This window comes from Buttiauxella sp. B2 (genome assembly GCF_006376615.1).
In the GTDB taxonomy this organism is placed as follows: Bacteria; Pseudomonadota; Gammaproteobacteria; order Enterobacterales; family Enterobacteriaceae; genus Buttiauxella.
The window spans coordinates 1-14192 of sequence record NZ_VEXQ01000003.1 but is presented as its reverse complement, the minus strand read 5'-3'; the positions used below and the strand labels follow the sequence as shown (position 1 = coordinate 14192).

The window sequence follows — 14192 nt, the reverse complement described above, 5'->3', positions numbered from 1 at the left end:
GCTATGATTGCCCTATCTGTGGCTAAATAGCAGCCACCATACCATTAAGTATCAAGAGGTTATTTTACTCATGGCAATCGTAGGCATTTTTTTCGGCAGCGACACTGGTAATACCGAAAATATCGCGAAAATGATTCAAAAACAGCTCGGTAAAGACGTTGCTGAGGTGCATGACATTGCTAAGAGCAGCAAAGAAGACCTGGAAGGCTTCGATATTCTGCTTCTCGGCATTCCAACATGGTACTACGGCGAAGCGCAATGTGACTGGGATGATTTTTTCCCAACGCTGGAAGAAGTTGATTTCAATGGAAAATTGGTTGCCATTTTCGGTTGTGGTGACCAGGAAGACTACGCAGAATACTTCTGTGATGCATTAGGCACAATTCGCGACATCATTGAACCGCGCGGTGCAGCTATCGTGGGTCATTGGCCAACTGCGGGTTACCATTTCGAAGCGTCTAAAGGCCTTGCAGACGACGATCACTTTGTTGGTCTGGCTATAGACGAAGATCGTCAACCAGAACTGACTGCTGAACGTGTTCAGAAGTGGGTCAAACAGGTTTCTGAAGAACTGAATCTGGCTGATATCCTCAACGCGTGATGCTAAATGTGACGCGGCTAAATGGCCGTGTCACATTGATAGATATTTCCGATTAAAATAATTGCTACAAATTTGTAACTTTTCAGTTTGTCCCTGTACAATGAGTTCCTGGAAAATAGCTAGTAAGGCAAGCAAATCGCGACTCAGCCGCAGTTTCTAGCTTGATTATGCATAATACTTGCGGTTCCCATTTAGAAGTGGCAGTTCTATAATGAGACGCATTCATCTTAACGCTCACCCTGAGTCCGAGCGATTCGTAAGCAACAGGACAATTTCCGCATGACTGACAACAATACCGCATTAAAGAAGGCCGGCCTGAAAGTCACGCTTCCGCGATTAAAAATCCTTGAAGTGTTGCAGGGGCCGGTGAATCATCACGTCAGTGCGGAAGACTTATATAAGCGTCTGATTGATATGGGCGAAGAGATTGGCCTCGCCACAGTTTATCGTGTACTAAATCAGTTTGATGATGCAGGCATTGTGACCCGTCATAATTTCGAAGGCGGCAAATCCGTGTTCGAATTGACGCAACAGCATCATCACGACCATTTGATTTGCCTGGATTGTGGCAAAGTCATTGAATTCAGTGATGATTCAATTGAAATCCGTCAGCGTGAAATCGCTTCCCGTCATGGTATTCGTCTGACTAACCACAGCTTGTACCTCTACGGTCATTGTGCTGAAGGTGATTGCCGTACCGACGAGAATGCACACGAAATCAGCGAAAAGTAATCCGCATATCCTGACACCCCTAACCCAGATGTCAGATGTAAAAAAACCGGTGAGGAAACTCACCGGTTTTTTTATTACCAGAATACGGCGACTACTGATTGTTAGCGCGAATCTCTTGCCAGATTTTATCGCATTTAGCTTTAACCGCCTGGTCGTTACCGGTGCGAGTTGCCTGAATGCAGTTCTGATAATCAAGTGTGCGAACAGTTTCTTTCTTCGCAAATTCTTGATGCTCTTTTTCCTGACCCAGTATATTTAACACGCTTTGGCAAGCCTGAATTTTATCCGGATTCCCTTCAGCTGTATTAATACAGGCACTATATGCAGCTTTCAGCTTTGTATCTTCCGGAGCCGTTTTAGGTTGTGCACATGCGCTCAGACCTAACGCCATCACCGTAACCATAATGATTTTTTTCATGTTTGATATCCTTAAGAAAACCGGGCGTTATTAGCACCCGGAATCAAATCAAAAGATGGTGAACGGTGCGATAACGATGAATTTCACGTCGCGCTCATCCTGGAAGATGTTGCCGTAACCACCGCCCCAGCTTGGAATGTCGGAGTGGTTGTCGTACTGAGTGAAGTGCAGTTTGAACAGAGTTCCTTTCGCACGGCCATCCTGAATGGTGTACAAGGCATCAAGGCTATACGCAGATTCTTTCAAACGACGGTCAGCTTCATAGAAGCCGTCAGTAGTTGGTTTAGAGCTTGGTTTAGCATCCCATGCATACACATAAGAAGCACCCACAGCCCAACCCGCCAGGTTCCAGTTGCTCAGGTCATACATTGCGCCTGCGAATAAAGCTTTTTCACCGTTGGCGTTGAAGTCAGAGCGGTTATCCCACCACACATCAAGACGGCCGTTTGAAGAAGCGTAAGTTGGGGTCATACGTTGTAGGAAGTAGCCCTGCTGGCCGTCTGCCTTAACCATGGTTCCTTCAAGACGCATGTCAACCTGGCCGACTCTGTAGCCCAGGGTTAATGCCTGCAACCATGCGGTGCCGTCATAGAGATCGTTGACGCTGCCGTCGGATACTTTGTCACGCGTACCGTAGAATTGATAGCTGGTAGTCAACGGGCTTCCAGCGATATCAAATTTGTAACTTGCTTTGGTGAAGTACTGGTCAACATAGCCTTCAGCCTGACCAAATGCCGCTTCAAGGATCAGGTCATTTTTGAAGTCGTACTTCGCGCCCACAGAGTGTAAGTAATCAACTTTGGTGTTCTTATCATTTTGATAGAACTTGTCCATTTCCAGGTGCCATGGAGCTTTGTACTCGTTGGTCCACATGTAGGAGAAGCTCAGAGCACCGGAATCACCATAGTCAAAGTTCGCCCCCGCTTCTGCACCCTGGTATGTACCAGGCATGAAGCTCCAGTGTGGCGCTAACAGTGTTTGACCCGTTGGCTGGATGTAACCTGCACGAGCCCAGACTGGACCATATTTGAATTTAGCTGCTGCTTTATAAAGACTGATACCGCTCTTATCGCCGGAATAATCTTCATCATAAGCTTTGTTTATTGAAGAGAATGCGATTTCGTTCGGGTGGCCGCTGTCGCCATTTTCAGCCATTTCGATCGCTGTAAATGCGGCAATATCCAGGCCGAACATATCAGCAGCAAAACCAGACTGGAAGTCCAGGTTGGCGTTCCAGGTGGCGTGAGCCAGGTTTGTTTCGTATTTATCCGTCGTAACGTCTTTACGGTCACGTTCACGCTGCCAGTAATAAACACCACCGGTCAGTGTTGAATCATCAACAAAACCTGCTGCACTTGCCTGAGGGATAACAACCAGTCCTGAAAGAGCCGTGACACCTGCGATTGCAAGCGCCAGCGCACTACGTTTGCCACTAAACGTACGCATATAAAATTCCTCTTTGACGTATAAATAATCGCTGGACGTTTAAAGACGTCGTGTAGCGAAAAAAAGTAAAAATGCCTAACGGCTAAAGCGGTTATGAATATTTTCCCGCATTACTGCTGTCCATAAGACTATTTTTCGCGACGCGAATTATCAATGACTTTGTAAGAGTTCATTCCGATATTATGACAGAGAGCACATAATTTATGAGTATTTGTAACAAATAGCGACACAAGCATTTTATATGGGTAATTACGTTTATTTACATGCAAAACTCTACATGAGAGCGCTCACACACTTAAACTAAGAATTTATTATGTTCTTAAATTGACCAGACAAGGGATACAGAAAGGGCGGCAGAAAAGACTCTAAATAACATTAATTCGCAACGCGAATGTTAATGAGTGTTTAAATGAATGATTACAAAGCTAAAAAAAACGCCGCTGTTAGCGGCGTTTTTGTGAAGATTTAACGCATATATCCTGGAGACTACTCGCCCATTTTGGCCCAGGTATCACGCAAACCAACGGTGCGGTTAAACACCAATTTTTCAGCGGTCGTATAACGGCTATCGAGGCAGAAATAACCTTCGCGCTCGAACTGATACGCTTTACCTTTCTCGGCATTTTGCAGACTTGGCTCAACGAAACCTTGCTTGATAACCAAAGAATCTGGGTTAATTGTCGCAAGGAAATCTTCCGCCGCACCTGGGTTCGCAACACTGAACAGACGATCGTAAAGGCGAATTTCAACCGGCAGCGCATGTTCAGCACTTACCCAATGAATAACACCTTTTACTTTACGACCATCAGCCGGGTCTTTGCTTAATGTATCCGGATCGTAAGAGCAATGCAGTGTGGTGATATTCCCTGCGTCATCTTTCTCAACACGATCGGCTTTAATCACATAAGCATTGCGCAGGCGAACTTCTTTGCCCAGTACCAGACGTTTGTACTGTTTATTGGCTTCTTCACGGAAGTCAGCACGATCGATGTAGATCTCACGGCTAAACGGGACCTGCCGGCTACCCATTTCTGGCTTGTTTGGATGATTAGGCATTGTCACCATTTCAACTTCGCCCTGAGGGAAGTTTTCAATGATAACTTTCACCGGATCGAGTACTGCCATCGCACGCGGTGCATTCTCGTTCAGGTCATCACGAATACAAGACTCCAGTGAAGCCATTTCAACGGTATTGTCTTGCTTAGTCACACCAATGCGCTTACAGAATTCACGAATAGACGCAGCGGTATAACCACGACGGCGCAGACCAGAAATAGTCGGCATACGTGGGTCATCCCAACCCTCTACAACCTTCTCAGTCACCAACAGGTTCAGCTTACGCTTAGACATGATGGAGTATTCGAGATTCAGGCGTGAGAACTCGTACTGACGTGGATGTGCAGGAATGGTGATGTTATCCAACACCCAATCGTATAGACGACGGTTGTCCTGGAATTCCAGAGTACAAAGTGAGTGCGTAATACCTTCCAACGCATCGGAAATGCAGTGCGTGAAGTCATACATCGGGTAGATGCACCACTTGTTGCCAGTCTGGTGATGTTCAGCAAATTTAATGCGATACAGCACTGGGTCGCGCATGACGATAAATGGCGATGCCATATCGATTTTCGCACGCAAACACGCAGTCCCTTCGGCAAATTCACCGTTACGCATTCTCTCGAACAGCGCGAGGTTTTCTTCAACGCTGCGATCGCGGAATGGGCTGTTTTTCCCAGGGGATGTCAATGAGCCGCGATATTCACGGATCTGCTCAGGAGTCAGCTCATCAACGTACGCCAGACCTTTATTGATCAGCTCAACGGCATAGTTGAACAACTGATCGAAATAATTGGAGGAATAACGCACGTCGCCAGACCAATGAAAACCTAGCCACTCGACATCTTGCTTAATGGATTCTACGTATTCGATGTCTTCTTTTACCGGGTTTGTATCATCGAAACGCAGGTTGCACTGACCTTGATAATCTTGCGCGATACCAAAGTTCAGGCAGATGGATTTTGCATGACCGATATGCAGATAGCCGTTTGGCTCTGGCGGGAAACGGGTGCAAATGCTGTTGTGCTTACCATTGGCCAAATCTTCATCAATAATCTGGCGAATAAAGTTTGTTGGGCGGGCTTCAGCCTCACTCATCGCGGGTTCCTCAGTGCAAAAACTTTCGTTAACGGCACATGATCTAATAAGCAGGCGTTGGAAACAACCTTTAGTTGCATAAATAAGGGGGTTACCGCCGAGCGGTTAAAATACGAGGTGATTTGAATCGCAATAAAAAAGCGGCTGGAGAAAAACTCTCCAGCCGCTAAAGGCACAATCTATGACTCAGGAGCGATTATTTGCCTTTAATTTCGTACAGAGGCGTTTGTCCTGCAACAACTGAACCTTGCGCCTGGATAACCAGACCGCTGTAGTCGTCGATGTTGCTGCAAACTACTGGGCTAATCATGGAGCGAGCATTCGCGTTCAGGAAATCAAGATCCATTTCCAGAATAGGCTGGCCTGCAACCACAACAGCCCCCTCTTCTACCAGCCGAGTAAAGCCCTGGCCGTTCAGTGCGACGGTATCAATGCCCATATGGACAACGATCTCAGCACCTTTTTCGGTTTCAAGACAGAACGCATGGTTGGTATTAAAGATTTTTACGATAGTACCAGCTGCTGGTGCGACAACAGTTTTGCCTGTTGGCTTAACAGCAACACCATCACCAACCGCTTTGCTCGCAAAGGCTTCATCAGGAACCTGCTCCAGTGCGACCACATCACCCGTTACTGGTGAAACCAATGCAGCGATAGTAACTGCATTTGGTACAGCCTGTGGTTTTGTAGCAGCGGCAGCTGGTGTGGCTGCAACGCTTACAGGTGCTGCGGCAACATCACCTACTGTTTTCATTGCGTTAGCAATTTTCTCAGCGACAAAGCCGACGATGATTTGCACACTCGTTTTGTTCAGACGGATAACACCGGTAGCACCCAGGCGTTTAGCCAGAGATTCGTTAACCAGTGAAGAATCCTTCACGTTCAAACGCAGACGAGTGATACAAGCATCAATCCCCGTCAGGTTAGCTGAACCACCCACCGCTGCGATGTACTGACGAGCCAGCTCAGAAACATCTTGCTTAGTATTGGCGCTAACATTCACGTCCTGGCCATCAGCCTCATCACCTGCAACCGCCAGTTCACGACCCGGAGTCAACAGATTGAATTTGGTGATAGTGAAACGGAACACTACGTAGTAAATCACGAAGAACACGAGGCCTTGCGGGATCAGCATCCACCAGTGAGTTGCCAGTGGGTTACGGGAAGAAAGCACCATATCCACCAGACCTGCGCTGAAGCCGAAACCTGCAATCCAATGCATACTTGCCGCGATGAAGACAGAGACACCGGTCAGCACTGCGTGGATCAAATACAGTACTGGAGCAACGAACATGAAGGAGAATTCCAACGGCTCGGTGATACCAGTAAAGAAGGCAGCAAACGCACCCGCCATCATAATACCCAATACTTTGGCTTTATTTTCAGGACGCGCGCAATGGTAGATTGCAAGCGCAGCACCTGGCAGGCCGAACATCATGATTGGGAAGAAGCCAGCCTGATAACGACCAGTAATACCAACGATACCAGTACCTTCAGCGATAGATTTAGCACCGCCGAGGAACTTAGGAATGTCGTTGATGCCAGCAACATCAAACCAGAACACAGAGTTCAAAGCATGATGCAGACCGACTGGAATCAGCAAACGGTTGAAGAACGCATAAACACCTGCGCCAACAGAACCCAATTTCTGAATGTGTTCACCGAAGTTCACCAGGCCACTAAATACGATTGGCCAGATAAACATCATGATGAATGCCACAGCGATCATCACAAAGGATGTGATGATCGGCACCAGTCGGCGCCCGCTAAAGAAGGACAACGCTTTCGGCAACTCGACGCTGCTGAAACGGTTGTACAGCTCTGCGGAAATAATCCCGACCAGAATGCCCACAAATTGGTTTTGAATTTTAGAAAACGCGAATGGAACCTGATCCAGCGGAATATGCTTGATCATAGAAACAGCCGCTGGCGAGCAAAGCGTTGTTAATACCAGAAAACCGACAAAACCGGTTAGTGCAGCAGCACCATCTTTATCTTTGGACATACCATAAGCCACACCAATGGCAAACAGCACTCCCATATTATCAATAATTGCAGCACCAGATTTGATGAACAACGCAGCTAATGCGCTATCACCACCCCAGCTAACCGGGTCAATCCAGTAACCAACACCCATTAATATGGCTGCGGCTGGTAGCGTGGCTACCGGCACCATCAGCGCGCGGCCAACCTTTTGCATATAACCTAGAATACTCACGTTAATTCCCCCTATGAGACCCCGTTAAGGCTCGTTTAAAGCAGTTTTATTATTGTTTAACAAACCTTGAAATCATGGCGATGACTCACCAACTTTATGAGTGTGTGAAAAATTAATTCGTATCGCAAATTAAACACCCTTTTTTTGTGATTAAAATCACCAAATATTGTTATTCACCTCCCCTTAGACTGGCTATCGACTAAAACTTATTTTATCATCCAAAAAATCAAGGCGGATTGATCCTGTAATGACTAGCTTAAAACTGGTTTACCCTTAGAGGGTTTGGACAATCAATCTGGCTATATCTGTTTTCTATTAACTTATGAGGTGAATGATGAGACTGATTCCCCTGGCTACCCCAGCGCAAGTTGGCAAATGGGCAGCACGCCATATCGTTAAGCGTATCAATGCGTTTAACCCGACAGCAGATCGTCCTTTCGTGCTGGGCCTGCCAACTGGCGGTACTCCTCTCGAAGCGTATAAAGCGCTGGTAGAGATGCACAAAGCGGGCCAGGTTAGCTTTAAAAACGTCGTCACCTTTAATATGGATGAATACGTTGGTCTGCCAAAAGAGCACCCAGAAAGCTATCATACGTTCATGCACCGTAACTTCTTTGATCACGTTGATATCCCAGCAGAAAACATCAACCTGCTGAATGGCAATGCCGAAGATGTTGATGCAGAGTGCCGCCGTTATGAAGAGAAAATTCGTTCATACGGCAAAATTCACCTGTTTATGGGTGGTGTGGGTAACGATGGTCACATCGCGTTCAACGAACCAGCATCTTCCCTGGCATCTCGTACCCGTATCAAAACACTGACTCATGACACTCGTGTAGCAAACTCCCGCTTCTTCGATGGTGATGTTTCTCAAGTCCCTAAATTCGCGCTGACTGTTGGCGTGGGTACCCTGCTTGATGCAGAAGAAGTGATGATTCTGGTTATTGGTCATTTGAAAGCGCAAGCTCTGCAAGCGGCGGTTGAAGGTAATGTGAACCACATGTGGACCATTAGCTGTCTGCAACTGCATCCAAAAGCAGTAGTTGTGTGTGATGAACCGTCCACCATGGAACTCAAAGTGAAGACGCTGAAGTACTTCAATGAGCTCGAAGCTGAAAACATCAAAGGTCTTTAAGCATTAATTTTCACCGGGGGTAACTATGTTTGCACTAACTCACGGTCGGATTTATACCGGCCATGAAATTCTTGATGATCACGCGGTTATTATCGCGAACGGCCTGATTGAACGCGTTTGCCCGCGCTCAGATCTCCCTGCGGGTATTGAGACTCGTGATGTGGGTGGTGCAATCATCGCCCCCGGTTTTATTGATGTGCAGCTTAACGGTTGTGGTGGCGTGCAGTTCAACGATTCCGCCGACGCGGTGACTGTTGAAACTCTGGAAATCATGCAGAAAGCCAATGAGCGTTCTGGCTGCACCAGCTACTTACCGACGCTTATCACCAGCAGCGATGAGCTGATGAAGCAAGGTGTGAAAGTGATGCGTGAGTACCTGGCGAAGTATCAGCACCAGGCGCTCGGTCTGCATCTTGAAGGCCCATGGCTGAACATGGTGAAAAAAGGAACTCACAACCCGAGTTTCGTGCGTAAACCTGATGCAGAACTGGTCGATTTCCTGTGCCAAAACGCAGATGTGATCACCAAAGTGACTCTGGCACCAGAAATGGTTGAGCCTGAAGTGATTAGCAAACTGGTTGCTTCCGGCATTATCGTTTCTGCCGGGCACTCTAACGCCACAGCAAAAGAAGCTAAAATTGGCTTCCGAGCAGGTATTACCTTCGCAACACACCTTTTCAACGCGATGCCATACATTACTGGCCGTGAACCGGGTCTTGCGGGTGCAATTTTTGATGAGCCAGATGTTTACTGCGGTATCATTGCCGATGGTTTACATGTGGACTATGCCAATATTCGTACTGCGAAGAAGGTCAAGGGCGATAAACTCTGCCTGGTCACCGATGCAACCGCTCCTGCGGGCGCAAATATCGATGAGTTCATTTTCGCAGGAAAAACAATATACTACCGTGATGGTTTATGTGTAGATGAGAACGGCACTCTGAGCGGTTCCGCCCTGACAATGATTGAAGGGGTACGCAATCTGGTCGAACATGCTGGCATCGCATTAGACGAAGTCTTACGTATGGCTGCACTCTACCCTGCCCGTGCAATGGGTGTAGAGCAGCATTTAGGTACAATTGAAGCAGGGAAAGTCGCCAACCTGACGACCTTTACCCGCGATTTTAAAATCACCAAGACCTTTGTTAATGGTAACGAGGTCGTAACTGAGTAATTAAGGCATGACGACTGGCGGACAAGCTCAAATTGGTAATGTCGACCTGGTAAAGCAGCTGAATAGCGCGGCGGTGTATCGCCTGATTGACCAACATGGTCCAATCTCTCGTATTCAGATTGCCGAACAGAGCCAGCTAGCACCTGCCAGCGTCACGAAAATTACTCGTCAGCTAATTGAGCGCGGACTGATCAAAGAAGTCGATCAGCAGGCTTCCACCGGGGGCCGCCGCGCTATCTCAATTATCACTGAAACCCGCAATTTCCATGCAATTGGTGTGCGTCTTGGCCGCCATGACGCAACTATCACCTTGTTTGATCTGAGCGCTAAACCTCTTGCCGAAGAACATTACGCCCTTCCTGAACGAACTCAGGAAACCCTTGAGCACGCTCTGCTCAACGCTATCGAACAGTTTCTCGAACAAAATCTGCGCAAAATACGTGAGCTAATTGCTATCTCCGTGATCCTACCAGGTCTTGTGGATCCAGAAAGTGGCGTTATTCGTTACATGCCGCATATCCAGGTCAATAACTGGTCACTGGTCGACAGTCTTGAAAAAAGATTCAAAGTGACCTGTTATGTCGGTCACGATATCCGTAGCCTGGCGCTAGCCGAGCACTACTTTGGTGCAACACACGATTGCGATGACTCCATTTTGGTGCGTGTGCACCGCGGTACTGGCGCGGGGATTCTGTCTAATGGACGCATTTTTATCGGACGCAACGGCAACGTAGGCGAAATTGGACATATTCAGGTCGACCCGTTAGGCGAACGTTGCCATTGCGGAAACTTTGGCTGCCTGGAAACGATTGCCGCCAACGCTGCAATCGAACACCGCGTTCGCCATTTGCTTGAACAGGGTTATAACAGCCGCCTGACACTTGAAGACTGTGGCATTACCGCTATCTGCAAAGCAGCAAATAAAGGTGATGCGCTGGCTTGCGAAGTGATTGAGCACGTTGGTCGCCATTTGGGTAAAGCAATTGCCATTGCGATTAACCTGTTTAATCCGCAAAAAGTAGTGATTGCCGGGGAAATCATTGAAGCTGAGAAAGTTCTTCTTCCCGCCATTGAAGGCTGCATCAATACTCAAGTTCTGAAAGCATTCCGCAAAAATCTGCCTGTGGTGCGCTCAAAATTGGATGACCGTTCCGCAATTGGTGCGTTTGCTCTGGTAAAGCGATCAATGCTAAATGGCGTGCTGCTTCAGCGCTTGCTGGAAAGTTAACCCAGTCATTCTCCTTTTTACGCTATAGTTACGCCTTCCTTTCAGGTGAGCCCGAGTAGTCGATGACCATTCAGAATGTAATTTGTGATATTGACGGCGTGCTGATGCACGACAACGTCGCCGTACCAGGCGCTAATGAATTCCTGGCCCGCATCATGGAAAAGGGTATGCCACTGGTCTTGCTGACCAACTATCCGTCGCAAACCGGCCAGGATCTGGCAAACCGCTTTGCTTCCGCAGGTATTGATGTTCCTGATAGTGTCTTTTATACCTCAGCGATGGCAACCGCCGATTTCCTGCGTCGCCAGGAAGGGAAAAAAGCCTACGTTGTGGGCGAAGGTGCATTAATTCACGAACTGTATAAAGCAGGCTTCACGATAACCGATATCAACCCTGACTTTGTTATCGTCGGGGAAACACGCTCCTATAACTGGGAAATGATGCATAAAGCCGCCTATTTCGTAGCAAACGGTGCCCGCTTTATTGCCACCAACCCAGACACTCACGGCCACGGTTACTATCCTGCCTGTGGTGCGCTGTGCGCGGGGATCGAAAAAATTTCAGGTCGCAAACCTTTCTGCGTTGGCAAACCAAGCCCGTGGATTATCCGCGCTGCGCTTAACAAGATGCAGGCCCATTCCGAGCACACGGTGATTGTTGGCGATAACCTGCGCACCGATATTCTCGCCGGATTCCAGGCCGGCTTAGAAACGATTCTGGTACTGTCAGGTGTTTCGACCTTAAACGACATCGATGCCATGCCGTTCCGCCCTTCGTGGATATATCCGTCGGTAGCTGAAGTCGATATCATTTAAATAGTCATTCGCCTGGTTTTCTCCGGGCGTTTTACTGATTCAACAATCTTTTCCCCTCTCACTGAATGCCAACCTGGCGATTTTGATAAAAATTGCCGATCCGCTAATAATTCCGCTTATTTCTTTATCATTTTTCAGTAATCAACAATCGCCATTGAACTATTTACCCCTTAAAGACTAAAGGGCTTGCATTCCCGTCAATGATTGCGCATTTTCATAATCATGCAACGCAACATAACAATTTAATGGCTCAAAGAAGCATTACGGAGAGAGTTCTATGTGTTCAATTTTTGGTGTTCTGGATATCAAGACCGATGCGGTCGAATTGCGTAAGAAAGCGCTCGAGTTATCTCGCCTGATGCGCCACCGTGGCCCTGACTGGTCTGGTGTTTATGCTAACGATAAAGCCATTCTTTCTCACGAACGTCTCTCAATTGTTGACGTTAATGCTGGTGCTCAGCCGCTGTACAACAAAGCAAAAACTCACGCACTGGCTGTGAACGGTGAAATCTACAACCACCAGGCTCTACGTGCAGAATACGGTGATCGCTACGAATTCCAGACAGGTTCAGACTGCGAAGTCATCCTCGCGCTTTACCAGGAAAAAGGCCCAGAGTTCCTCGACGATCTGCAAGGCATGTTTGCGTTCATTCTGTATGACGAAACACAAGATGCATACCTGATTGGCCGCGACCATATCGGCATCATCCCTTTGTATATGGGTTATGACGAGCACGGTAATATGTACGTTGCTTCAGAAATGAAAGCGCTGGTACCTGTTTGCCGCACCATTAAAGAATTCCCGGCAGGCAGCTACCTGTGGAGCAAAGACGGTGAAATCCGCAGTTACTATCAACGTGACTGGTTCGAATACGATGCGGTAAAAGATAACGTTACAGATAAAAACGAATTACGTCAGGCACTGGAAGATGCCGTGAAAAGCCACTTGATGTCTGATGTGCCATACGGTGTGCTGCTGTCTGGTGGTCTGGATTCATCTGTTATATCTGCTATCACTAAGAAATTTGCTGCTCGTCGTGTAGAAGATGAAGAGCGTTCTGAAGCCTGGTGGCCGCAGTTGCACTCTTTCGCTGTCGGTTTAGTTGGCTCTCCTGATCTGAAAGCTGCACAAGAAGTAGCAAATCACTTAGGTACCGTTCACCACGAAATCCATTTCACGGTGCAAGAAGGCCTGGATGCAATTCGTGATGTCATCTATCACATTGAAACTTATGATGTAACAACGATTCGCGCATCAACCCCAATGTATTTGATGTCGCGTAAAATCAAGGCCATGGGCATCAAAATGGTGCTGTCTGGTGAAGGTTCTGACGAAGTGTTTGGTGGTTATCTGTACTTCCATAAAGCGCCAAATGATAAAGAACTGCACGAAGAGACTGTTCGTAAGTTACAAGCGCTGCACATGTTTGACTGTGCTCGTGCGAACAAAGCCATGTCAGCCTGGGGTGTGGAAGCGCGTGTTCCGTTCCTGGACAAAAAATTCCTTGATGTCGCCATGCGTATCAATCCAAAAGATAAAATGTGCGGCAACGGCAAAATGGAAAAACATGTCCTGCGTGAATGTTTTGAATCCTATCTGCCAGCAAGCGTTGCATGGCGCCAGAAAGAGCAATTCTCCGATGGTGTAGGTTATAGCTGGATTGACACCTTAAAAGAAGTTGCTGCCGGCCAAGTGACCGATCAACAACTAGAAACTGCGAGCTATCGTTTCCCGTACAACACACCTGGTTCTAAAGAAGCGTATTTGTATCGTGAAATCTTTGAAGAATTATTCCCACTGCCAAGCGCTGCACAATGTGTTCCAGGCGGCCCATCTGTTGCCTGTTCTTCGGCTAAGGCCATTGAATGGGATGAAGCGTTCAAAACAATGAATGATCCATCAGGCCGTGCAGTAGGCGTTCACCAGTCTGCTTACAAATAAGCGAACAAAATTAAACACACGGGCCTGCGGGCCCGTTTTTGTTTCTACAATATTCCCCACTCTCTATTAGGGGTTTTGCTTCAGTTAAAACGACGAAATAACCGATAATTGACGAATATTGCAGCAAGCTGTTCGTAAGCTGGTCAAACAGACAATTTACGCCACTTTTCGGGAAAAAATTTGTTGACGCCCAAAGGCCAACTACGCATAATGCGCCCCGCAACGCCGATAAGGTTACGCAGAAAAAAGAAGGCTACTTAGCTCAGCTGGTTAGAGCACATCACTCATAATGATGGGGTCACAGGTTCGATTCCCGTAGTAGCCACCAT

At 47.4% G+C, this 14192-nt stretch carries 11 protein-coding genes and 1 tRNA gene; 8 read left to right on the top strand and 4 right to left on the bottom strand.

Annotated elements, in window-relative coordinates; translation table 11 throughout:
• Window positions 1-70 precede the first annotated feature (70 nt).
• The gene (gene fldA, locus FH968_RS05065) at window positions 71-601 is read left to right on the top strand and encodes a flavodoxin FldA (RefSeq protein WP_139878060.1); all 531 of its coding nucleotides are present in this window, start codon (window positions 71-73) and stop codon (window positions 599-601) included.
• Between the two features lie 279 nt (window positions 602-880).
• On the top strand, window positions 881-1333 hold the full coding sequence (gene fur, locus FH968_RS05060) for a ferric iron uptake transcriptional regulator (RefSeq protein WP_139878059.1): 453 nt from the start codon (window positions 881-883) through the stop codon (window positions 1331-1333).
• A gap of 91 nt (window positions 1334-1424) precedes the next feature.
• On the opposite strand, the gene chiQ is transcribed toward fur, so the two are convergent.
• The 4 genes from chiQ to nagE all read right to left on the bottom strand — a co-directional run bounded on the left by chiQ (window position 1425) and on the right by nagE (window position 7569).
• Window positions 1425-1751 (bottom strand): ChiQ/YbfN family lipoprotein, encoded by a 327-nt coding sequence (gene chiQ, locus FH968_RS05055; RefSeq protein WP_139878058.1) that lies wholly within the window; start codon window positions 1749-1751, stop codon window positions 1425-1427.
• A gap of 48 nt (window positions 1752-1799) precedes the next feature.
• A complete protein-coding gene (chiP, locus tag FH968_RS05050) occupies window positions 1800-3197 on the bottom strand; it encodes a chitoporin (protein WP_139878057.1) in 1398 nt (465 codons plus the stop codon).
• 486 nt (window positions 3198-3683) lie between these two features.
• Complete coding sequence (gene glnS / locus FH968_RS05045) at window positions 3684-5351, bottom strand: glutamine--tRNA ligase (RefSeq protein ID WP_139878056.1); 1668 nt, start codon at window positions 5349-5351, stop codon at window positions 3684-3686.
• A 196-nt stretch (window positions 5352-5547) separates the two neighbouring features.
• A complete protein-coding gene (gene nagE / locus FH968_RS05040) occupies window positions 5548-7569 on the bottom strand; it encodes an N-acetylglucosamine-specific PTS transporter subunit IIBC (RefSeq protein WP_139878055.1) in 2022 nt (673 codons plus the stop codon).
• A gap of 334 nt (window positions 7570-7903) precedes the next feature.
• Between nagE and nagB the strand changes: the two genes are divergently transcribed.
• The 6 genes from nagB (at window position 7904) to FH968_RS05010 (ending at window position 14191) form a co-directional block, all read left to right on the top strand.
• Window positions 7904-8704, top strand: coding sequence for a glucosamine-6-phosphate deaminase (nagB, locus tag FH968_RS05035; protein ID WP_139878054.1), 801 nt, complete (start codon window positions 7904-7906; stop codon window positions 8702-8704).
• A gap of 25 nt (window positions 8705-8729) precedes the next feature.
• Complete coding sequence (gene nagA / locus FH968_RS05030; protein ID WP_139878053.1) at window positions 8730-9878, top strand: N-acetylglucosamine-6-phosphate deacetylase; 1149 nt, start codon at window positions 8730-8732, stop codon at window positions 9876-9878.
• A gap of 7 nt (window positions 9879-9885) precedes the next feature.
• Entirely contained in the window at window positions 9886-11106 is a 1221-nt protein-coding gene (locus FH968_RS05025; protein WP_139878052.1) for an N-acetylglucosamine repressor, read from the top strand.
• Between the two features lie 62 nt (window positions 11107-11168).
• Window positions 11169-11921, top strand: a complete 753-nt coding sequence (locus FH968_RS05020) for an HAD-IIA family hydrolase (protein ID WP_139878051.1) — start codon at window positions 11169-11171, stop codon at window positions 11919-11921.
• Window positions 11922-12198: 277 nt separating this feature from the next.
• Window positions 12199-13863 carry an asparagine synthase B gene (asnB, locus tag FH968_RS05015; protein ID WP_139878050.1) on the top strand — a complete coding sequence of 555 codons (1665 nt, stop codon included), beginning with the start codon at window positions 12199-12201 and terminating at the stop codon, window positions 13861-13863.
• A 251-nt stretch (window positions 13864-14114) separates the two neighbouring features.
• Window positions 14115-14191: transfer RNA gene (locus FH968_RS05010), tRNA-Met, on the top strand.
• Window position 14192 lies beyond the last annotated feature (1 nt).

Bases quoted from the DNA above. Each gene is read 5' to 3' on its own strand.
- chiQ (WP_139878058.1), bottom strand. From the start codon at position 1,751: ATGAAAAAAATCATTATGGTTACGGTGATGGCGTTAGGTCTGAGCGCA.
- FH968_RS05025 (WP_139878052.1), top strand. From the start codon at position 9,886: ATGACGACTGGCGGACAAGCTCAAATTGGTAATGTCGACCTGGTAAAG.
- asnB (WP_139878050.1), top strand. From the start codon at position 12,199: ATGTGTTCAATTTTTGGTGTTCTGGATATCAAGACCGATGCGGTCGAA.
- fur (WP_139878059.1), top strand. From the start codon at position 881: ATGACTGACAACAATACCGCATTAAAGAAGGCCGGCCTGAAAGTCACG.
- nagA (WP_139878053.1), top strand. From the start codon at position 8,730: ATGTTTGCACTAACTCACGGTCGGATTTATACCGGCCATGAAATTCTT.
- glnS (WP_139878056.1), bottom strand. From the start codon at position 5,351: ATGAGTGAGGCTGAAGCCCGCCCAACAAACTTTATTCGCCAGATTATT.
- nagB (WP_139878054.1), top strand. From the start codon at position 7,904: ATGAGACTGATTCCCCTGGCTACCCCAGCGCAAGTTGGCAAATGGGCA.
- chiP (WP_139878057.1), bottom strand. From the start codon at position 3,197: ATGCGTACGTTTAGTGGCAAACGTAGTGCGCTGGCGCTTGCAATCGCA.
- FH968_RS05020 (WP_139878051.1), top strand. From the start codon at position 11,169: ATGACCATTCAGAATGTAATTTGTGATATTGACGGCGTGCTGATGCAC.
- fldA (WP_139878060.1), top strand. From the start codon at position 71: ATGGCAATCGTAGGCATTTTTTTCGGCAGCGACACTGGTAATACCGAA.